The organism is Phenylobacterium sp., from assembly GCF_036563385.1.
Lineage (GTDB): Bacteria > Pseudomonadota > Alphaproteobacteria > Caulobacterales > Caulobacteraceae > Phenylobacterium.
On the sequence record NZ_DATCML010000014.1, the window covers coordinates 1 to 20,021 of the forward strand.

Sequence of the window (20,021 nt, forward strand, 5' to 3'; positions counted from 1 at the left end):
GCAGCTGCTGGCGATCACCACCACCAACCTCGGTGAGCTGACGACGACCCAACTGGGCGGCCTCTCCTCGACGCAGGTCGGCGGCCTGACCAACACGGCGCTGTCGGCGCTTGCCACGACTCAGCTCGGCGGCCTGACGACGACGCAGGTGGGCGGCCTGACGGCGGCCCAGCTGAAGAACCTGGACGCCACCGACTTCGGCAAGCTGACCTCCACCCAGATCGACGCGCTGAACTCGACCCAGCTGGGCGCGCTCTCGACCACCAACCTCTCGGCGCTCGACAGCACCCAGGTGCAGGGCCTCGACACCACCCAGCTGAAGGGCCTCACGGCCACCCAGCTCGGCGGGCTCTCCACCACCGACATGGGCGAGTTCACCTCGACCCAGATCGGCGGCCTGACGGCGACCCAGGTTGCTGGTTTGGGCGCCGCCAACCTCTCCGCCCTGGATAGCACCCAGCAGAAGGCGCTGGACGCGACCCAGATGAAGGCGCTGACCACGACCCAGCTGGCGGGCCTCAGCACGACCGACATCGACGACCTGACCACCACCCAGCTGCAGGCGCTCAGCGCCACCCAGCTGGCGGGCATGGGCTCGACGAACTTCAGCCAACTGAGCTCGACCCAGGTCCAGTCGCTGACGACCACCCAGGTGAAGGGGCTGACGAACACCCAGCTCGGCAGCCTGTCGACCACCGACATGGGCGACTTCTCCTCGACGCAGGTCGAGGCGCTGTCCTCCACCCAGGTGGCCGCCCTGGGCGCCGCCAACCTCTCGGCGCTCGACAGCACCCAGATGGGCGCGCTGACGACGACGCAGGTGAAGGGCATCACCACGGCGCAGCTGGCGGGCCTCTCCACCACCGACATGGGCGAGCTTACCTCGACCCAGCTCGGCGCGATGGCGGCCACGCAGCTGCTGGCGATCACCACCACCAACCTTGGTGAGCTGACGACCACCCAGCTGGGCGGTCTCTCCTCCACCCAGGTCGGGGGGCTGACCAACACCGCGCTGTCGGCTCTGGCGACCACGCAGCTCGGCGGCCTGACGACCACTCAGGTGGGCGGCCTGACGGCGACCCAGCTGAAGAACCTGGACGCCACCGACTTCGGGAAGCTGGCGACCACCCAGATCGACGCGCTGAACTCGACCCAGCTGGGCGCGCTCTCGACCACCAACCTCTCGGCGCTCGACAGCACCCAGGTGCAGGGCCTCGACACCACCCAGCTGAAGGGCCTCACGGCCACCCAGCTCGGCGGCCTGTCGACCACCGACATGGGCGAGTTCACCTCGACCCAGATCGGCGGCCTGACGGCGACCCAGGTCGCCGGCCTCGGCGCCGTCAACCTCTCCGCCCTGGATAGCACCCAGCAGAAGGCGCTGGACGCGACCCAGATGAAGGCCCTGACCAACACCCAGCTGGCCGGCCTCAGCACGACGGACATCGACGACCTGACCACCACCCAGCTGCAGGCGCTCAGCGCCACCCAGCTGGCCGGGCTGGGCTCGACGAACTTCGCCCAGCTGAGCTCGACCCAGGTCCAGTCGCTCACCACCACCCAGGTGAAGGGCCTCACGACGACGCAGATCGGCTCGCTGGGTCTGACGGACTTCGCCGACTTCGCGCCGACCCAGCTGGAGGCCCTCGGGAGCCAGCAGATCGCCGCGCTGTCGACGACCATCATCGATGGGCTGACGACCACCCAGATCGACTCGCTCACCACGAGCCAGATCGCGGCCCTCTCCACGACGCAGCTGGACCACCTGTCCTCGACCAACATCCTGTCGATGACCACCACGCAGGCCAACGCCTTCACCGTGGCGCAGGTCCAGAGCTTCAACGACGATCAGGTGGACGCCTACATCCAGGCGACCTGATCGGGCGGCCCGTCCCTCTCTCCCGGTCGGGGGAGGGGGCACGGGCGGGGTGCGGCTTGATGGCGCGACAGCCCCCAATCGGGCGGCCGCCGATTGTCCGGTCCGAACAGCGTGCGATGATTTCCTGAGCCGAATCGACGCGTGATTCCGCCCCGAAGGGGACGGGGCGCGGGTGAAACCCGGGAAAGTAATGTCCGAGAACGTTTTCCTCGCCGCCATGCAGAAGATCACCGCCGGCGCCTGCGGGATCGGCGAACTGATCGACGCCGCCACACAGCTCAACGCGGCGGGCCGTACCGACGAGGCCCAGCAGCTCTACCAGGTGTGGGTGCGGTTCAACGCCGAGCATCCCCAGCGGCAGGTGGCGCACTTCAACTGCGCGGTGCTGCAGAGCGACGCCGGCAACCTGTCAGGCGCCGCCCGTTCGCTGCAGGAGGCGATCGCCGCCGACCCGGACTTCGCGCCCGCCTACATCAACCTCGGCGGCGTGTTCGAGCGGGGCGGACAGCCCGACCAGGGCCTGGAGATCTGGCGCAACCTCGCCCAGAAGTCCGCCCCGGTCACCGGCAAGAGCGTCGGCTTCGTGGTCACCGCCCTGAAGCAGATCGGTCGCCTGAGCTCGGACCTGCAACGGCAGGAGTACGCCGAGGCCGCCCTGAAGGCGGCGCTCGAGATTAATCCCGACCAGCGCGACGTCATGGAGCAGTACGTCGCCCTGCGGCTGAGCCAGCTGGAATGGCCGGTCGTGCAGCCGTGGGACAATGTCGAGCGCAAGGCCATCATGGGGAACATCAATCCCCTCTCCATGGCCGCCTACACCGACGATCCGCTGCTGCAGCTCGCCAACGCCGCGCGCTTCGTGGAGGCCGCCGTCCCCGAGCCCGCCGAGAACCCGCACGACCGGCGCGACGCCGACATTGACCTCACCGGGCGGCGCCTGCGCGTCGGCTACGTGTCATCGGACCTGCGCGACCACGCCATCGGCTACCTCATGGCCGAGCTCTTCGAGCTGCACGACCGTGAGAAGGTGGAGGTGTTCGCCTACTATTGCGGCGTGCCCCCGTCCGGCGCGCTGCACGAGCGCATCAAGGCCGCGGTCGAGCACTACGTCGACATCCGCGGGATGAACGACGACCAGGCCGCCGCGCGCATCGCGGCGGACGGCATCGACATCCTGGTGGACGTCAACGGACACACGCGCGACGCCCGCAGCGCGGTGTTCGCCCGTCGTCCCGCCCCCGTGCTCGTCAACTGGCTGGGCTACCCCGGCACGATGGGCTCGCCCTACCACCAGTACGTGATCGCGGACGACTTCATCATCCCGCCGGACGCCGAGCTCTACTACTCGGAGAAGGTCCTGCGGCTGCCCTGCTACCAACCGAACGATCGCCGCCGCCGCGTCGACGACCAGCGGCCCGCCCGCGCCGAGTTTGGCCTGCCGGACGACGCCTTCGTCTTCTGCTGCTTCAACGGCGTGCAGAAGTTCACCCGTTTCACCGTCCTGCGCTGGATGGAGATCCTCAGGCAGGTCCCCAATGGGGTGCTCTGGCTGCTGGAATCCTCCGCCTCGACGCAGCAGCGCCTCCGCGACTTCGCCGAAGCCAACGGGATCTCGGCCTCGCGCCTGATCTTCGCGCCGAAGATGCACAACCACCAGCACCTGGCGCGTTACCCGCTGGCCGACCTCTTCCTCGACACCACGCCCTACGGCGCCCACACGACCGCGTCCGATGCGCTCTGGATGGGCGTCCCGGTGCTCACCCTGCCCGGCCGCAGCTTCGCCTCCCGGGTCTGCGGCAGCCTGGTGCGGGCCGCCGGTCTGCCCGAGCTGATCTGCGCCACGCCCGAGGAGTACGTGGAGCGCGCCGTCGAGCTGGCCGGCGATCCGGCCCAACTCGCGGCCCTCCGGGTCCGGCTGGAGTCCGGGCGCGACAGCTGCACGCTCTTCGACATGGATACGCTGACGGCCAATCTCGAGGATCTCTACAGGCAGATGTGCGCCGACCATGCGCGTGGCGTGCGCCCGAGGCCCGACCTCGCCGGTTTGAAGCCCTATCTCGCCGTCGGCACGAGCCTCGATCATGAGGCGGTCGAGATGCAGACGCTCGACGACTACCACGGCTTCTACCTCGAGCGGCTCGCCAAGGCGCACCGCAACCGGCCGTTCCCCGCCGACACGCGCCTGTGGACGGAGGCGCACGCCGCCTCTGAAGACGGTGTTCCGCAACCCGCCCAGAGCCCGCGCGCCAAGCGTGCGGCCGCCGCCTGACCTGAAGGATGCCTCCCATGAAGAACGCCACGGCTGAGGTTATCGCCTTCAGCGAGCCCACCATCTCTGTCGCCCCTGGTCTGTCGCTGGTCGACGCCGTCGCCAAAGCCTTCGACGAGGCGCGCGAGGAGAAGGGCAAGCTCGTCGACTACGTGCTCGACATCCAGGGCATGTCAGGCCGCAAGTTCCGCTACTTCCTGAACAACGTGATCGGCTACGTCAGCAACCCGCGCTATCTGGAGATCGGCTCCTGGGCGGGCTCGACCTTCTGCTCGGCGATCTTCGGCAACACGCTGAAGGCCACCGCCATCGACAACTGGTCGCTGTTCGGCGGCCCGGTGCAGCACTTCTTCATGAACCTCGCCAACTGCGGCGGCCTCAACGCCCGCACCAGCGTGCTGTTCGAGGACTTCCGCAAGGTCGACTACAAGGCGCTCGGCAAGTTCAACGTCTACCTCTTCGACGGGCCCCACGAGTACCAGGACCAGTACGACGCGCTCACCTACGCCTGGGAGTCCCTGACCGACGAGTTCGTGTTCATCGTCGACGACTGGAACTGGGAGGCCGTGCGCAACGGCACCATGGACGCGATCCGCGACCTTGGCCTGGAAGTCATGCACCAGATTGAGGTGCGCACCACGCTCGACAACAGCCATCCGGCGGTCGGCGGCAAGGAGAGCGACTGGCACAACGGCTACTTCATCTCCGTGCTCCGCAAGAACGGCGCGAGCGGCAAGGCCTGAGCCGTACCGCAGAGAGCCTGGTCATGAAGCGTATCCTGGTCACCGGCGGCGCCGGCTTCATCGGCTCGCACCTGTGCGAACGCCTGCTGGCGCAGGGGCACGAAGTGCTCTGTGTCGACAACTTCTACACCGGGGCCCGTCGCAACGTGGGGCACCTGCTCTCGAACCCCGGGTTCGAGCTGCTGCGCCACGACGTGACCTTCCCGCTCTTCGTGGAGGTGGACGAGATCTACAACCTCGCCTGCCCGGCGAGCCCGATCCACTACCAGTATGACCCGGTGCAGACGACGAAGACCAGCGTCCACGGGGCGATCAACATGTTGGGCCTGGCCAAGCGACGGAAGGCGAAGATCTTCCAGGCCTCCACCAGCGAAGTCTACGGCGACCCCACCGTCCACCCTCAGCCGGAGGAGTACTGGGGCAACGTCAATCCGATCGGCTTCCGCTCCTGCTATGACGAGGGCAAGCGCTGCGCCGAGACGCTGTTCTTCGACTACCGGCGCCAGCACAACCTGCGCATCAAGGTGGCGCGGATCTTCAACACCTACGGCCCGCGGATGCACCCTAACGACGGGCGCGTGGTTTCCAACTTCGTGGTCCAGGCCCTGAAGGGGCAGCCGATCACCCTCTATGGCGACGGGCTGCAGACCCGCTCGTTCTGCTACGTGGACGACCTGGTGGAAGGCTTCCTGCGCCTGATGGCCACCGGCGACGAGATCACCGGGCCCATCAACCTGGGCAATCCCGGGGAGTTCACCATGCGCCAGCTGGCGGACCTTGTCGTTGAGATCACCGGTTCGAAGTCGCAGATCGAGCACCGGCCGCTGCCGCAGGACGATCCGAAGCAGCGTCAGCCGAACATCGCCAAGGCCAAGGAGATCCTGGACTGGGAGCCGACGATCCCGCTGCGCCAGGGCCTGGAGAAGACGGTCGCCTACTTCGACGGCCTGCTGAAGAGCGACGCGGAGCTGGCGAAGGCCTAGGTTCCGGGCTGCACGTAGGGGACCTTGGCGAAGAGCTCCCGCTCTTCGCCGCGCGGGTCGTCCACGAGCCGCGTCTCCACGTCGAACACCATCGTCGGCCGCCTGGGCAGGCTGTATGGCGACCAGCGGGGCAGGGCGCGGTGGTTCGGATCGCCGGTCCTGGCCAAGGCCAGGAAGGCCTCGCTCATCAGGGTCGCAACCCGGCGAGCCTCCGGCCCGTCGCCGGTGCGCGCCCCTGGCGCCGCCGTGTTGTCGAAGACGAGCGGGATATCCAGCGTGTGGAAGGCCTTCAGCCGCCCGCCTTCGGCCGGCGAGGGGAAGTCCAGCTGGTAGGCCCAGGTCGGCGCCCCCTGCTGCGCCCGGAGCTCCGCCTCGATAACCGCCCCGCGCCAGGAGCGGGAGGCTGTGGTGGCCGAGAACAGCACGTCGCTTGGGCTGTAGTGCGGATAGAGCTCCCGATAGCGGGCGATCACCAGCTCGGGCGAGATGTCGACGCGCATGTTCGGCCCGAGCTTCGCGGCCAGCCCGTCCCAGCCCACGGTGAAGTTGCTTTCGTCACCGCCGAGGAAGGCGCGGGTCTCGTCGTGGGTGTTGCCAAGGATCATCGGGATGGCCGCGCTCTGCGCCGGCGCGTCCGGATAGAAGGGGTGGCGCCGCAGGGTCCGCTCGTCGAGGACCGGGCCGAAGTAGATGGCGCCGAAGGGCAGGACGGGGTCGCGGGCGCCCAACGCATCGACCAGGCGCTCGACGGGCAGGGTGCGCAGCTCGTCGGTCTGGTCCGGGCGCAGCTTCAGCGCGTCCAGCCAGGCCAGCGTCCGCTGCGTAGCGTTCAGAGGGCCTGAGGCGGTGACCTGCTGGCCGCTCATGGTGGCGGCGCGGTGGAACAGTCCGGCCGCCGCCGGGGTCGCCATCAAGGTGGCGATCTTGGCGCCTCCGCCCGACTGGCCGAACACCATCACCCGGGTCGGGTCGCCGCCGAACTCGGCGATGTTGTCCCGCACCCAACGCAAGGCGAGCAGCAGGTCGATCTGGCCCACATTGCCGCTGTCCGCGAGGTCGGAGGCGCCCAGCCGGGCCAGGTAGGCGTAGCCGAAGGCGTTCAGGCGATGGTTCACCGTCACCACCACCACATCGCCGCGTCGCGCCAGCCGGACGCCGTCGTAGAGCGGGCTCGAGCCCGATCCGGTCGAGTAGGCGCCGCCGTGGAAGTAGACCATCACCGGCCGGCGCGCCCCGTCGCGCAGGCCCGGCGTCCAGACGTTCAGGAAGAGGCAGTCCTCCGACTGGTTGGGCTCCGGCCCAGGCTGTGGAGACGCGGGGCCATAGTCATACGCCTCCAGCACGCCCGGCCACGGCCTCGGCGGCGATGGCGGGAGGAAGCGTCTTGGCTTCGTGTCCGCGCCGTAGCGGACGCCCTTGAACACCTTGACCGGACCCTCGGTGTAGCCGCGCACTCGGCCGGCCTTGGTGCGGGCCACGGGGTGCTCCGCGCCCCGGGCGACGCCGGCAGGCGCCAGGAGGCCGGAAGAGACGGCGAGCACGGCTCGGCGGGTGACGAAGGTCATCGGGCAACTCCCTTCCGGTGAGGCTATGACACCGGTAGCATCGCGCCAAGGAGAAGCCATGGACCTCGATCGCCGCAGCCTGATCACCGCTGCCCTGGCCGCCGCCCCGGCGCTCGCCTCGGCGCAGCCTGATCCGGCGGAGGTCATTCCCCTCTGGCCGGCCGGACCGCCGGGCGGGGGCGGACAGGGGCTGCGGGAGGAGATGGTCGAGCGGGCAAAACCCGGCCAGCCCGCCGACCGGGCGGTTACGGCCGTGGTGCGGCCCAAGCTCACCGTCTTCCGACCCGAGCGGCCGAACGGCCATGCCTGCCTCATCGCGCCGGGCGGCGGCTATGTGCGCGTCGTGGTGGACAAGGAGGGCTTCGAATTCGCCCGCTTCCTAGCCGCCCGGGGCGTCACCGCCTACGTGCTGCTCTACCGCCTGCCAAGCGACGGCTGGGCGGGCGGGCGGGACGCGCCGCTCCAGGACGTCCAGCGGGCGATCAGGCTGGTTCGCGCGGCGACTCCAGCGACCAGCAGCGTTTCGGCGCTGGGCTTTTCCGCCGGCGGCCATCTGACGGCACAGCTGATCACTCGCTTCACGGAACGGACCTATGCGCCCGTGGACGGAGCCGACCGACTGTCCGCCCGGCCTGACGTCGCCGGCCTGATCTATCCGGTGATCTCCATGCGGCCGGAGACGGCGCACGCCGGCTCGCGCCGGCAACTGCTGGGCGAGACCCCTTCGGCCGCGGACACGGCGGCCTATTCCATGGACACGCGCGTCACCGCGGCCGCGCCGCCCACCTTCCTCGTCCACGCCGCCGACGACGCCAGCGTGCCGATCGAGAACAGCCTGGGCATGTACGCCGCCCTGCGCCGCGCGAGGGTCGCGACCGAGGCCCATTGGTTCGAGGAGGGCGGCCATGGCTTCGGCAGGCGTGGGGCGGCGGGCAAGCCGGCGGCCGCCACGCCCGAACTGTTCCACGCCTGGTGGATGCGCCAGGTCGCCCGTACACAGGCGCAGGGGGAACCTTGACCGCGAAGCTTCGTTGAAGCTCTTCGCCGGGAGCTGCGGCCGGCGGGGATTCGCAGCCTGTGAACATGGGGACGTCAAATGGCGGTGACGCTCGAGCAATACCTGTCCGGCGGCGCGGTCGAGCCGGGTCTGGCTCAGCTGCTCGCCACCGTGGCCGAGGCTTGCGCCGGGATCAGCGGCCTGGTGCGCCGCGGCGCGGCCGGCGAGATCCTGGGTGCGCTCGAGAGCGAGAACGTCCAGGGGGAGGTCCAGAAGAAGCTCGACGTGGTCTCCAACGACCTGCTGATCGCCGCCTGTGCGAAGGCCCCGGCGCTGGCCGCCATGGCCTCTGAGGAAATGGACACCATCCACCCGGTGCGTCCGGTCTCCGCAGACGCCCGCTACCTCCTGCTGTTCGACCCGCTGGATGGCTCGAGCAACATCGACGTCAATGTCTCTATCGGCACCATCTTCTCGGTCCTGCCGGTGAAGGCCGACACGCCCCGGGACGCCACGGAAGCCGACTTCCTGCAGCCCGGTCGCAACCAGGCCGCGGCGGGCTACGTGGTGTACGGCCCGCAGACCACCCTGGTGTTCACCACCGGCCAGGGCGTCGCTGCGTTCACCCTCGACCCACAAACGGACCATTGGCTGCAGGTCTCGGATCGGATCGCCATCCCTCGCGAGACGAAGGAGTTCGCCATCAACGCCTCGAACATGCGCCACTGGGCTCCGCCCGTGCGCCGCTACATCGAGGACTGCCTAGCGGGCGAGACCGGTCCCTGCGGCAAGAACTTCAACATGCGGTGGGTGGCCTCGATGGTGGCCGACGTCCACCGCATCGTCATGCGTGGCGGCGTCTTTCTCTATCCGTGGGACGCCCGCGAGCCGAACCGCGCGGGCAAGCTGCGCCTGATGTACGAAGCCAACCCCATGGCCCTGGTGGTCGAACAGGCCGGCGGCGCCTCCTACGACGGCTTTGGCCCGACCCTCGACGCCAAGCCCACCGGCCTGCACCAGCGCGTCTCCGTGATGCTGGGCTCCGCCGCCGAGGTGGAGCGCCTTCAGACGCTGCACGCAGAGGCGCTGCAGCCCGCCTGAGGCCCTCAGCGTAACGTTCGGTGGAGCCGCCCGGCGGGCGCCGCGCCGAGAGGCAGCTACCGTTCAGCGATGTCGGAGGAAGTGGTGGGTGTACAAGGATTCGAACCTTGGACCCGCTGATTAAGAGTCAGCTGCTCTACCAACTGAGCTATACACCCGTCCCGGCTCCGGAGCCCGAAGGCGGCCGGCGGCGAGGGCGCGGAAAATACGCGAAAACGCGGCGTTGGCAAGGCGTGTGGGGAGAGTTGTTGCGTGACGGTGGAAAGTCAGGCGCAAGTTGTTGATTTTGCTTACCTTGAGGGCTTCGCGGCCGGCGACCGTCAGGTGGTTGGCGAGGTGCTCGCCCTGTTCTGCCAGCAAGCCGAGGCCTGGGCGGCGGGGCTGAACGACTCGAATCCAGACTGGCGGGCCCTGGTCCACACCATCAAGGGCGCGGCGCGCGGGATCGGGGCGCGCGCCCTGGGGGATGTCTGCGAAACCGCCGAGTTCGGCGCGCCTGACGACCTGCCGCCGGTGCGCGCCGCCCTGGCCGCCGCCGTGCAGGAGATCGAGGCCTACCGCGCAAGGGGCTGAGCCCGGTCAGGCCGTCTGGCGCAGGCGGTCCCAGGCGGCGAGCTCATGCGCGATGCAGCGCTCGATCAGCAGCCGCCAGACGGGCTCGGCGATCTCTTCCGAAAGCCCGGCCTCCCGGGCCGCCGCCTTCACCTTCGACACCACGTCTTCGATGCGGGCCTCGTCACGCACGATGTTGCGGTCGGGCTTGATGCGGGCGGCGGCGTCCATGTAGCGCTGGCGCTCCGCCAGCAGCAGAACGAGCGCCCGGTCCAGGGCGTCCACGCCCTGTCGGACCTCGGCCATGGTGGTGCAGTCAGCCGGCGCCGGCCGCTCGTCGATCGTCACGGTGGTGGTGGTCACTAAACTCTCGTTCGTCAGATGCCGGCGCCGTGGTCGATGGCCGCCAGGGCCGCCTCGTGCGCCTGGGCCTCCGCCTCGATCCAGCTGATGAAGGCCTTCACCTGCGGCAGCCGGCCCTTGGCCTTGGGATGGACGAGGTAATAGGCGAAATCGACCGCGGTGGCGATCTGCAGCGGGGCCACGAGGCGTCCGGCGTCCAGGTCCGCCTGGGCCAGCGTCCGTTTGGCGAGCGCCACGCCGCGGCCGTTTGCGGCCGCCTCGATCACCAGGCTCGACTGGTTGAAGCGCGGCCCCCGATGCCCGTCGATCCCCTTCAGGCCGCGGGCCGCCAGCCACATGGGCCAGTCGGGGCAGCTGTCGTCGATCTCGGGCGAGCCGTCGTGCAGGAGGGTGTGGTTCTTGAGGTCTTCCGGGGTCGCCAGCGGGATCTCCTGGAGCAGCGCGGGGCTGATCACCGGGATCACGGTCTCGCTGACCAGGCGGGCGACCTCCAGCCCGGGGTAGCGGCCAGCGCCGTAGCGGATGGCCAGGTCCACTTCGCCGGCGGTGAGGTCCACCAGCTCCATGCCCGCGGAGAGCCAGACGTCCACCTGCGGGTGGGCGCGTTCAAAGGCCCCCAGCCGCGGCACCAGCCACTTGGCGGCGAAGGAGGGCGGGGCGGTGATGGTCAGCCGGCGGCCGTCCACGGCGGCGGTCAGCAGGCTGGCGGCCTCGGCCAGCCGATCGAAGGCTTCGCGCAGCGCGGGCAGGGCGGTCTGCGCCGCGTCTGTCAGCAGGAGGCCTTTGGGCGTGCGCTTGAACAGCGCCGCCCCCACGTAGTCCTCCAGGTTCTGGATCTGCTGGGAGACCGCCCCGGGGGTCACCGACAGTTCGTCGGCGGCCCGACTGAAGTTCAGGTGGCGCGCCGCGGCCTCGAACGCGCGCAGCGCGTTCAGAGGCGGCAGACGCCGGCGCTCGTGCGGACGTTCCATAAGAATCTCTGACAGCCCCGACAGAAGTCTTTCGGTTGCGAATTGGCCCCTGCGACACCTATTTGCAAGCGTCCGCCGGTGTATCGGCCCTTTTCACCGGCGGGCGTCCTGGCGGGACGGGCCCCGGTCCGTCCCGTCCTGATTCCGGGCCGTGTATGTTTAGAGAAGCTAATTTCATGCGGCACCCCTCCGACAGTCAAAGACGCGCCGACCGATTGGTCGTGCTCGGCGGCAAGCCGCCGCGCGCGCCGGGCGCCGTGTGGCTGGTGGGCGCCGGACCCGGCGACCCGGAGCTGCTGACGATCAAGGCGCTGAAGGCCCTGCAGGGCGCCCAGGTGGTGGTCCACGACGGCCTGGTGTCGGACGAGATCCTGGACCTTGCGCCCGCCGGCGCGCGTCGCATCTCGGTGGCAAAGCGCAAGTCGCGGCACACCTACAGCCAGGGCGAGATCAACCGCATGCTCGTGGCCTTCGCGCTGGAGGGCCTCAACGTGGTGCGCCTGAAGGGCGGGGACCCGTTCATCTTCGGCCGAGGCGGCGAGGAGCTGGAGGCCTGCCGCGAGGCCGGCGTGGCCTGCCATGTGGTGCCGGGCGTCACCGCCGCCCTGGCCGCGAGCGCGTCGGCCGGCGCGCCGCTGACCCACCGCGGCTCGGCCCAGGCGGTCACCTTCGTCACCGGCCATGCGGCTAAGGGCGCCGAGCCCGACCTTGACTGGACGAGCCTCGCCCGCCCCAACCACACGGTCGTCATCTACATGGGCCTGTCCATGGCCGCCCCGATCGCCGCCCGGCTGATGGCGGCCGGCCGCGACCCGGCCACCCCGGCTATGATCGTCGAGAACGCCTCGCGAGCGGACGAGCGTCGGGTCGTGACCACCGTGGCGGGGCTTGCCGAGGCCGCCGCGGCGCTGGGCGGGCCGGCCCTGCTTGTGATCGGCGAAGCGATGGCCCTCGCCCGTGAAGGCGAAGCCGAGAACGAAACCCTGCTGAAGGAGGCGCGGGCATGAGGGCCCTGACCGCAAACCGCCTGGCCGACGGCGAGGTGGTGTTCTGGAGCGCGGGCCAGTGGGTCGAGCGCTTCGCCGAGGCCCAGCTGTTCCAGGACGGGGATCCGGAGGCCGAGGCCGCCGAGGCGCACGGCAAGAACCAGCCCACCGTCGTGGTGGAGCCCTACCTCATCGACCTGATGGAGGCCGAGGGCATCTGGGCTCCCGTCAGCTACCGCGAGCGCATCCGCGCGCTCGGCCCCACGAACCTCGCCCACGGCAAGCAGGAGGAGGGCGGCGCCTTCGTCGAAGCCCTGCTCGCCACCCAAGGCGCGGCCCGTTCGTCGGGCCGGGTCAACCTGATCAAGCGCAAGTAGAGGCGCGCCCATGTACCAGTACGACGCCATCGACAAGGACATGCTGGCGGACCGCACCGCGGAATTCCGCGAGCAGGTCGGCCGCCGCCTCGCCGGCGAACTCACCGAGGACCAGTTCAAGCCCCTGCGGCTGCGCAACGGCCTCTATCTGCAGCTGCACGCCTACATGCTGCGGGTCGCGATCCCTTACGGCTCGCTGAACCCCACCCAGCTGCGCAAGCTGGCGTGGATCGCGCGGACCTACGACAAGGGCTACGGCCACTTCACCACGCGCACCAACCTGCAGTTCCACTGGATCAAGCTGAAGGACGCGCCGGACATCATGGACCACCTGGCGCAGGTGGACATGCACGCCATCCAGACCAGCGGGAACTGCGTCCGCAACGTCACCGCCGACCCCTACGCCGGCGCGACGGCCGAGGAGATCGACGACCCGCGTGTCTGGGCGGAAGCCATCCGCCAGTGGTCGACGGTGCACCCCGAGTTCAACTGGCTGCCGCGCAAGTTCAAGATCGCCATCACCGCCGCGCCGAAGGATCGTACGGCGGCCAAGACCCATGACATCGGCCTGGTGCTGAAGCGCGCCCGCGACGGCGCACTGGGCTTCGAAGTGATGGTCGGCGGCGGCCTTGGCCGGCTGCCGCACATCGCGCCCACCATCCGCGAGTTCCTGCCGGCCAACCGGCTGTTCTCGTACCTGGAGGCGATCCTTCGGGTCTACAATCGCCACGGTCGGCGCGACAACATCCACAAGGCGCGGATCAAGATCTTGGTGGCCTCGCTTGGCCGCGAGGAGTTTGCGCGCCAGGTGGAAGCCGAGTGGGAAAAGATCGGCCCGGCGGTGGATCTGCCGGACACCGAACTCGCCCGCATCCGCGGGGCGTTCGCGCCGAAGTCCTTCGACACCTTCCCCAACCGCTCCGAGCGGTTCGAGGAAGCCAAGGCAGGCGACCCGGCCTTCGCGCGGTTCGTGCGCAACAACCTGAAGCCCCACAAGATCCCCGGCTACGGCATCGTCGAGATCTCCCTGAAGGCCATTGGCCAGACGCCGGGCGACGCGACCGCCGAGCAGATGGAGGTCGTGGCCGACCTTGCCGAGCGCTACGGCCAGAACGACATCCGGGTGACCCACGAGCAGAACCTGGTCCTGCCGCACGTGCGGCTGGACGACGTTCCGACCGTCTGGGCCGAGCTCGCCAAGGCCGGGCTCGCCACGCCCAACATCAACCTGGTCAGCGACATCATCGCTTGCCCGGGCCTGGACTACTGCGCGCTCGCCAACGCCCGGGCGATCCCCGTGGCCCAGGACATCGCCAGGAAGTTCGCCGACCAGGATCGGGCCGAACTGGTGGGCGAGCTGAAGATCAAGATCAGCGGCTGCATCAACGCCTGCGGCCACCACCACGTGGGCCACATCGGGATTCTGGGCGTCGATAAGAAGGGCGAGGAGTTCTACCAGCTCACGCTGGGGGGCTCGGGGGCGGAGGACGCCACCACCGGCCAGATCCTCGGCCCGGCGCTGCCCTACGACCGGGTCGCCGGGGCCGTGGACACCCTCGTGGACGTCTACCTGCGCGAGCGGGCGGACGGCGAGCGGTTCCTCGACACCTTCCGCCGCACCGGCGTCGCGCCCTTCAAGGAGGCTGTCTATGCCGACGCGAATTAAGCTCTCCGCCGACGGAGCCTTCACCCTCGTAGAGGACCCGTACACCACAGTCACCGATGACTGGGCGATCCCCAAAGGCGACGTGATCATCTCGCTCACCCGCTTCCAGGCGGAAGGCGACCGGCTGCTGTCCGAAGGCCGCAAGGTGGGCGTGAAGCTGGAAGCCGCCGAGGAGGTCGAGGCGCTGGCCTATGACCTGCCGCGGATCGCGGTGGTGGCCCTGAACTTCCCGAAGTTCGGGGACGGCCGCGCCTACACCAACGCCCGCCTGCTGCGGGAGCGGTATGGTTTCAAGGGCGAGATCCGGGCAGTGGGCGACGTCCTGCGCGAGCAGGCGGGCCACATGGTCCGCTGCGGCTTCGACGCCTTCGAGCCGGCCGACGGTTCAACGCCGGAGGTGTGGCAGCGGGCGACCCGTCGCTTCCGTCACGTGTACCAGCGCGCCGCCGACACGCGGGCGCCCGCCTATGTGGAGCGGGGAGGGTGAGTGTGGCCTACGACAATGTCACCGCCAGGGAGCCCTCCATGGCCGAGCGTCTGGACGCCGAGCTTCGTGACGCCCATCCGATCGAGATCCTGAGGGCGGCGGTGGCCCACTACGGCGGCCGCCTGGCCCTGGTTTCCTCCTTCGGAGCGGAATCGGCCGTTCTGCTGCACATGCTCTCACAGGTGCAGCCCGACACGCCGGTCCTGTTCCTCGACACCGGCCACCTGTTCGGCCAGACGCTGGACTACCGCAAGCAGCTGGCGGCCCACCTCGGCCTCACGAACGTGCGCGACATCCGCCCCCTCTACCAGGACCTCGCCACCGCGGATCCGCAGGCCAAGCTGTGGCAGACCGACACCGACGCCTGCTGCCGCATCCGCAAGGTCGAGCCGCTGGACCGGGCGCTGGGCGACTTTGCGGCGTGGATCACCGGGCGCAAGCGCTTCCACGGCGGAGACCGGCTGCGCCTGCGGGTGGTCGAGGAAGCCGACGGCAAGGTGAAGTTCAACCCGCTGGCCAACTGGGGGAAGGCCGAGCTCGACGCCTATGCGGCCGAGCACGAGCTGCCCGCTCACCCGCTGGTGGCGCAGGGCTTCCCCTCGATTGGCTGCTGGCCCTGCACCCAGCCGGTGGCCGAAGGCGAGGATGTCCGCGCCGGCCGCTGGAAAGGGTTGGACAAGACCGAATGCGGGATACATGTGGCCCGCGCCCCCGGGGCCGTCACCGACATGGGCGGCGACATCTAGGCCGCCCGCGAGAGAGCTTCGAATGAACGACGTGACCGCAGCCGCGCCGCCGGCGCTGAAGGCCTCTGGCGCCTTCTATGTGGAGACCGTGACCTGGGTCCAGCACTGGACCGAGAGCCTGTTCTCCTTCCGCACCACCCGCGATCCGGGCCTGCGCTTCTCCAGCGGCCAGTTCGTCATGGTCGGGCTGATGAAGGAGGACGGCAAGCCGCTGGTGCGCGCCTATTCGGTCGCCTCGCCGTCCTGGCACGAGGAGCTGGAGTTTTATTCGATCAAGGTGCCGGACGGGCCGCTGACCTCGCGCCTGCAGAACATCAAGGTCGGCGACCAGGTGCTGATCGGGCGCAAGCCGACGGGCACCCTTGTGCTCGACGGCCTGAAGCCCGGCAAGCGGCTCTACATGCTTGGCACCGGCACCGGCCTTGCGCCCTGGCTGTCGCTGGCCCGCGAGCCCGAGGTCTACGAGCGTTTCGACGAGGTGATCGTCACCCATACCGTGCGCCAGGTGAAGGACCTCAACTACCGCGAGCTCTTCGAGGAGGAGCTGGCGAACGACGAGGTGCTCTCCGAGCTGATCGGCGACAAGCTCAAGTACTATCCCACCGTCACCCGGGAAGACTTCCGCACCAAGGGCCGGATCACCGACCTGATCGAGAGCGGCCAGATCTTCCGCGATCTGGGGACCCCGCCGCTCGACCCTGCGGTGGACCGCGTCATGATGTGCGGCGGGCCGTCCGTCCTGGTCGACCTCAAGCAGCAGCTCCTAGACCGCGGCTTCGTCGAAGGCTCCATCGCCAACCCCGGCGACTTCGTCCTCGAGAAAGCCTTCGTGGAGACCTGAGGCGGGGCGGGCGCGCCATTCCACCGCTCGTCCCGGCGAAAGCCGGGACCCAAGCTGAGCCAGCTGTCGCGCCCCGACGGGCCGCGATGCTGTGGCGCTGTGGGCCGGACGGCTCCTTGTCTGCTCTGACTCAGCTTGGATCCCGGCTTTCGCCGGGACGAGCGGAGGAGAGGGAGGCCATGAGGGCCAGCACGAAGTCCGCCCGATCCTCCACCGGCGCGCGCGGCAGCTCCACCAGCCTGTAGCCGGCATCCTCGTACGCGCGGGCGCAGAGCTCGAAGCTGGCCACCGCCTCATGCCAGGTCTGGTCTCGCTCGGCGTCCTGCACATAGATCTCGCGCCAGGGCGGGGCGATGAGGGCCCGGGGGTTGTAGCGGTGCGTACGGACCAGCCGCTCGCCCTCCGCCGTCCGGTACGTGCCCCAGGCGTCCACCAGGGACCGGTCCAGCAGCGCCGGCCCCTCCGCCGCGTGGAAGTGCGCCAGGTCACGATCAAACATCAGCGCCGCGAAGCGGGGCAGGGGCGGACGACCGCCGTGCTCGCGGATGATCGCCCGCGCGCTCTCGGCAACGCAGGTCAGCCCGCGCGCCTGCAGCGCGCGCACGAGCGTGGTCTTGCCGGCGCCGGGGCCGCCGGTCAGGGCAAACAGATCGGGTTTGTGGATCAGGCGTCGCTCCGCGGCGCCCGCAAGGTCACGCCGGCGGGCAGCCCTTGAATTCGCCGACCTTCACGGCCGACAGCGTGGCGAGGTTCAGGCTCTTGATCGGGCTCATCGAGGCCGAGCCGCGGCCCGTGTAGAGGTCAATCCGCTGGCCCTTGATGGCGCCGCCCACGTCCGAGGCGTACCAGTAGCCGTCGTGCAGCTTGCCGTCGGGCATCTTCAGGCCGACGGTTTCCTTGATGAACAGGACGCTGCGGCGCGGGATCACGTTCTTGTCGACGGCGACGGTCCGCATGGCGACGACCTTGCAGCCGAGGGAGTCGAGGGCGCCAACGCCCTTGGCGCCGGCATGGTAGAGGGTGGCCTTCACGTTCCAGCCCGGCGCGGTGGGCATGGAGCCGGTGATCACCGACATGATCAGATCGCCGAGCGGATCTTTGGGCGCGGCTTGCGCGTTAGAGGCCACAGCAATCAGGGAGAATGCGGCCAGGGCGGCGAGGCGGCGTCGCATGACGGCGTCTCCTTCGTCGTTGAACTGGTGGCCGGAGTCGTACCCGGACTCCGCCTGCGGGGCAACCCGCAGCGGGTGCGGCCATGTTGTCTGTTAGAGACGCTAACAGCGTCCGTGAGACAGGATGGCTTGCTTTCCTTAAGAAATTCTCGCCTCTGGCTCTGCTGAAGCTCGGGGGCTGAGACCATGAAAATTTACGGCGATTCCATCTCCGGCAACTGCCTGAAGGTCAAATGGACCGCGGATTTCCTGGGGATTCCCTACGAGTGGGTCGAGACCGACGTGCTCAAGGCGGAGACGCGGACACCCGAGTTCCTGGCCCTCAATCCGGCGGGCCAGGTGCCCGCGGTGGTGCTGGAGGACGGTCGGCCGCTCGCCCAGTCGAACGCCATCATCCTGCACCTGGCGGAGGGTTCGCAGCTCGTCCCGCAGGAGGCCTATGACCGCGCCCGCATGCTCGAGTGGCTGTTCTGGGAGCAGTACAGCCACGAGCCCTACGTGGCCGTCGCCCGCTTCCAGGTGAAGTACCTCGGGAAGGCTCCGGCGGAGCTGGAGCCGCGGCTGGTGGAGCGGGGCAAGGCGGCGCTGCAGCGCCTCGAGGACGGATTGGCGGGGTCTGCCTTCCTGGTCACCGATCGGCTGACGCTCGCGGACGTGGCGCTGGTGGCCTACACGCGGTTCGCCGAGGAGGGCGGCTTCCGGCTGGCGGACTATCCGAAGGTGAAGGCCTGGGTCTCCCGCGTGGAGCAGGCGCTTGGCATCGCCGCGGTGGAGCCCGCCTGAGACTTGCCTTCGGATCGGGGAGCCCGCAAAGGGGCGCACATGCAGCGCGCCCTTTCCGCCCTCGTCCTGGCCGCCCTGGTGGCGGCTCCCACCCACGTGCTCGCCTGGGGCTCTAGCGGCCACCGCATGGTCGGCGAGGCGGCCGCGCGCGCCCTGCCGACGGAAGTCCCTGGCTTCCTGCGGAGCCAGGCCGCCGTGGCCGAGATCGGCGAGCTGTCCCGCGAGCCGGACCGCTCCAAGGGAGCCGGCAAGGTCCACGACCATGACCGGGACGCGGCGCACTTCGTGGACCTCGACGAGGCGGGCAAGGTGCTGGGCGGGCCGGCCTTCCTGCCGTTCCAGGCGACCAAGGCCGACTATGAGACCGCGTTGCGCGCCGCCGGGCTGGACATGTGGAAGGCCGGCTACCTGCAGTTCTCGATCATCGATCGGCGCCAGCAGCTGACCAGCGATTTCGCCTACTGGCGGGTTCTCAAGGCGGCGGAAGCCAATCCCAAATGGAAGGCGCACCGCGCCTGGTTCAAGACCGACCGGCTCCGTCGCGAGGGCCTGATCCTGCGCACCATTGGAGAGCTGTCGCACTTCGTGGGCGACGGCAGCCAGCCCTTGCACGTCAGCGTCCACTTCAATGGCTGGGGCGACTACCCGAACCCGAACGGCTACTCGACGGCGCGCCTGCACGGACCGTTCGAGAGCGACCTGGTGAAGACCCGGGTCCGCGCCGCCGACGTCCACGCCAAGGTCGCCCCGCTGCGGGTGTGCGGCTGCAGCCTGGAGAAGCGTACGGCTGACTACCTCCTGGCCACGGGCCAGTTGGTCATCCCCTTCTACGAGCTGGAGAAGGCCGGCGGCCTCGCGCCCAACGACCCGCGCGGACCCGCCTTCGCCACCCAGCAGCTGGCCGTGGGGGCGTCCGAGCTTCGCGATGTGATTGTCGAGAGCTGGCGGGCCAGCCTCGACAGCAAGGTCGGCTGGCGGCCGGTGGCCGTGCGGGACGTGCTCGCCGGGACAGTGGACCCCTATCCGAACCTCTACGGCATCGACTGATGCGGGCCGTCCCGCAGTTCGGCGAACGTGAGCCGGGCCGCGACTATCCCGACCGGCCCGCCGCCTTCGCCCTCATCCTGCAGGACGGGATGATCGCCGTGGTGCAGGTGGAGAGCCGTCGCCGGGGGCGGGTGATCGACCTGCCCGGGGGCGGCGTCGATCCGGGCGAGAGCGCCGCTCAGGCCGTGATGCGCGAATGCGGCGAGGAGGCCGGGCTGGTCGTGGAGGTGGGGGCGGAGCCGTTCGCCCGGGCCGACCTCTACTTCGTCAACGACGACGGCTGGGCGCACAACTCCCGCGGACAGTTCTTCGTAGCCTCGGTCGCGGCCGAGGACCCGTCGCTGAAGGTGGAGGACGACCACACCCTCCTCTGGATCAGCCCGCAGGCGGCGCTCACGGCCCTGGACCGCGACGCCCACGCCTGGGCCGTGGCCGCCTGGATGCGGAGCCTTGAGCGGGCGCGCTCGAACGGCTAGTGCGGGGCCTTCTCCGG

The 20,021-nt window shown here is 69.5% G+C and carries 21 protein-coding genes and 1 tRNA gene; 16 read left to right on the plus strand and 6 right to left on the minus strand.

Annotated elements, in window-relative coordinates; translation table 11 throughout:
* From VIL67_RS13760 to VIL67_RS13775, 4 genes are all read left to right on the plus strand, one after another.
* On the plus strand, nt 1-1,879 hold a 1,879-nt coding region (locus VIL67_RS13760), incomplete at its 5' end, for a beta strand repeat-containing protein (RefSeq protein WP_414696211.1).
* A 190-nt stretch (nt 1,880-2,069) separates the two neighbouring features.
* Nucleotides 2,070-4,148, plus strand: coding sequence for an O-linked N-acetylglucosamine transferase, SPINDLY family protein (locus VIL67_RS13765; protein WP_332049480.1), 2,079 nt, complete (start codon nt 2,070-2,072; stop codon nt 4,146-4,148).
* A gap of 17 nt (nt 4,149-4,165) precedes the next feature.
* Nucleotides 4,166-4,891: a class I SAM-dependent methyltransferase gene (locus VIL67_RS13770; RefSeq protein WP_332049481.1), complete on the plus strand. Its 726-nt coding sequence runs from the start codon at nt 4,166-4,168 to the stop codon at nt 4,889-4,891.
* A 23-nt stretch (nt 4,892-4,914) separates the two neighbouring features.
* Nucleotides 4,915-5,874 (plus strand): UDP-glucuronic acid decarboxylase family protein, encoded by a 960-nt coding sequence (locus VIL67_RS13775; RefSeq protein WP_414696212.1) that lies wholly within the window; start codon nt 4,915-4,917, stop codon nt 5,872-5,874.
* On the opposite strand, the gene VIL67_RS13780 is transcribed toward VIL67_RS13775, so the two are convergent.
* A complete protein-coding gene (locus tag VIL67_RS13780) occupies nt 5,871-7,439 on the minus strand; it encodes a carboxylesterase/lipase family protein (RefSeq protein WP_332049482.1) in 1,569 nt (522 codons plus the stop codon). The two genes, VIL67_RS13775 and VIL67_RS13780, sit on opposite strands and share 4 nt — an antisense overlap.
* Before the next feature lie 58 nt (nt 7,440-7,497).
* On the opposite strand from VIL67_RS13780, the gene VIL67_RS13785 reads away from it, so the two are divergent.
* Complete coding sequence (locus VIL67_RS13785; protein ID WP_332049483.1) at nt 7,498-8,457, plus strand: alpha/beta hydrolase; 960 nt, start codon at nt 7,498-7,500, stop codon at nt 8,455-8,457.
* A 78-nt stretch (nt 8,458-8,535) separates the two neighbouring features.
* Nucleotides 8,536-9,537: a class 1 fructose-bisphosphatase gene (locus tag VIL67_RS13790; RefSeq protein ID WP_332049484.1), complete on the plus strand. Its 1,002-nt coding sequence runs from the start codon at nt 8,536-8,538 to the stop codon at nt 9,535-9,537.
* A gap of 82 nt (nt 9,538-9,619) precedes the next feature.
* Here the strand turns inward: VIL67_RS13790 and VIL67_RS13795 are convergent.
* Nucleotides 9,620-9,695 (minus strand) — tRNA-Lys (locus VIL67_RS13795).
* A gap of 94 nt (nt 9,696-9,789) precedes the next feature.
* On the opposite strand from VIL67_RS13795, the gene VIL67_RS13800 reads away from it, so the two are divergent.
* A complete protein-coding gene (locus VIL67_RS13800; protein WP_332049485.1) occupies nt 9,790-10,110 on the plus strand; it encodes an Hpt domain-containing protein in 321 nt (106 codons plus the stop codon).
* Between the two features lie 6 nt (nt 10,111-10,116).
* On the opposite strand, the gene VIL67_RS13805 is transcribed toward VIL67_RS13800, so the two are convergent.
* Entirely contained in the window at nt 10,117-10,452 is a 336-nt protein-coding gene (locus tag VIL67_RS13805; protein ID WP_332049486.1) for a chorismate mutase, read from the minus strand.
* A gap of 14 nt (nt 10,453-10,466) precedes the next feature.
* Complete coding sequence (gcvA, locus tag VIL67_RS13810; protein ID WP_332049487.1) at nt 10,467-11,423, minus strand: transcriptional regulator GcvA; 957 nt, start codon at nt 11,421-11,423, stop codon at nt 10,467-10,469.
* A gap of 176 nt (nt 11,424-11,599) precedes the next feature.
* On the opposite strand from gcvA, the gene cobA reads away from it, so the two are divergent.
* The 6 genes from cobA to VIL67_RS13840 are packed head-to-tail and all read left to right on the plus strand — an operon-like array spanning nt 11,600 to nt 16,526.
* Nucleotides 11,600-12,430, plus strand: coding sequence for a uroporphyrinogen-III C-methyltransferase (gene cobA, locus VIL67_RS13815; RefSeq protein WP_332049488.1), 831 nt, complete (start codon nt 11,600-11,602; stop codon nt 12,428-12,430).
* Entirely contained in the window at nt 12,427-12,786 is a 360-nt protein-coding gene (locus tag VIL67_RS13820; RefSeq protein ID WP_332049489.1) for a DUF2849 domain-containing protein, read from the plus strand. Before cobA ends, VIL67_RS13820 begins: the two co-directional genes overlap by 4 nt.
* 10 nt (nt 12,787-12,796) lie before the next feature.
* Nucleotides 12,797-14,452, plus strand: coding sequence for a nitrite/sulfite reductase (locus tag VIL67_RS13825; protein WP_332049490.1), 1,656 nt, complete (start codon nt 12,797-12,799; stop codon nt 14,450-14,452).
* A complete protein-coding gene (locus VIL67_RS13830; RefSeq protein WP_332049491.1) occupies nt 14,436-14,939 on the plus strand; it encodes a DUF934 domain-containing protein in 504 nt (167 codons plus the stop codon). The genes VIL67_RS13825 and VIL67_RS13830 overlap by 17 nt, the downstream gene beginning before the upstream one ends.
* A gap of 2 nt (nt 14,940-14,941) precedes the next feature.
* Nucleotides 14,942-15,685 carry a phosphoadenylyl-sulfate reductase gene (locus VIL67_RS13835; RefSeq protein WP_332049492.1) on the plus strand — a complete coding sequence of 248 codons (744 nt, stop codon included), beginning with the start codon at nt 14,942-14,944 and terminating at the stop codon, nt 15,683-15,685.
* A 22-nt stretch (nt 15,686-15,707) separates the two neighbouring features.
* Complete coding sequence (locus VIL67_RS13840) at nt 15,708-16,526, plus strand: ferredoxin--NADP reductase (RefSeq protein WP_332049493.1); 819 nt, start codon at nt 15,708-15,710, stop codon at nt 16,524-16,526.
* A gap of 130 nt (nt 16,527-16,656) precedes the next feature.
* On the opposite strand, the gene VIL67_RS13845 is transcribed toward VIL67_RS13840, so the two are convergent.
* Both VIL67_RS13845 and VIL67_RS13850 read right to left on the minus strand, forming a co-directional pair.
* Nucleotides 16,657-17,193 (minus strand): AAA family ATPase, encoded by a 537-nt coding sequence (locus VIL67_RS13845; protein WP_332049701.1) that lies wholly within the window; start codon nt 17,191-17,193, stop codon nt 16,657-16,659.
* A gap of 25 nt (nt 17,194-17,218) precedes the next feature.
* A complete protein-coding gene (locus VIL67_RS13850; RefSeq protein ID WP_332049494.1) occupies nt 17,219-17,698 on the minus strand; it encodes a 3D domain-containing protein in 480 nt (159 codons plus the stop codon).
* A 186-nt stretch (nt 17,699-17,884) separates the two neighbouring features.
* Here VIL67_RS13850 and VIL67_RS13855 point away from each other — a divergent pair, with 186 nt between their 5' ends.
* From VIL67_RS13855 to VIL67_RS13865, 3 genes are read left to right on the plus strand one after another with little or no spacing between them, the layout of a single operon-like run.
* Entirely contained in the window at nt 17,885-18,481 is a 597-nt protein-coding gene (locus VIL67_RS13855; RefSeq protein ID WP_332049495.1) for a glutathione S-transferase family protein, read from the plus strand.
* A gap of 39 nt (nt 18,482-18,520) precedes the next feature.
* Nucleotides 18,521-19,528: a phospholipase C/P1 nuclease family protein gene (locus tag VIL67_RS13860; RefSeq protein WP_332049496.1), complete on the plus strand. Its 1,008-nt coding sequence runs from the start codon at nt 18,521-18,523 to the stop codon at nt 19,526-19,528.
* The gene (locus VIL67_RS13865; RefSeq protein WP_332049497.1) at nt 19,528-20,004 is read left to right on the plus strand and encodes an NUDIX domain-containing protein; all 477 of its coding nucleotides are present in this window, start codon (nt 19,528-19,530) and stop codon (nt 20,002-20,004) included. The genes VIL67_RS13860 and VIL67_RS13865 overlap by 1 nt, the downstream gene beginning before the upstream one ends.
* Nucleotides 20,005-20,021 lie beyond the last annotated feature (17 nt).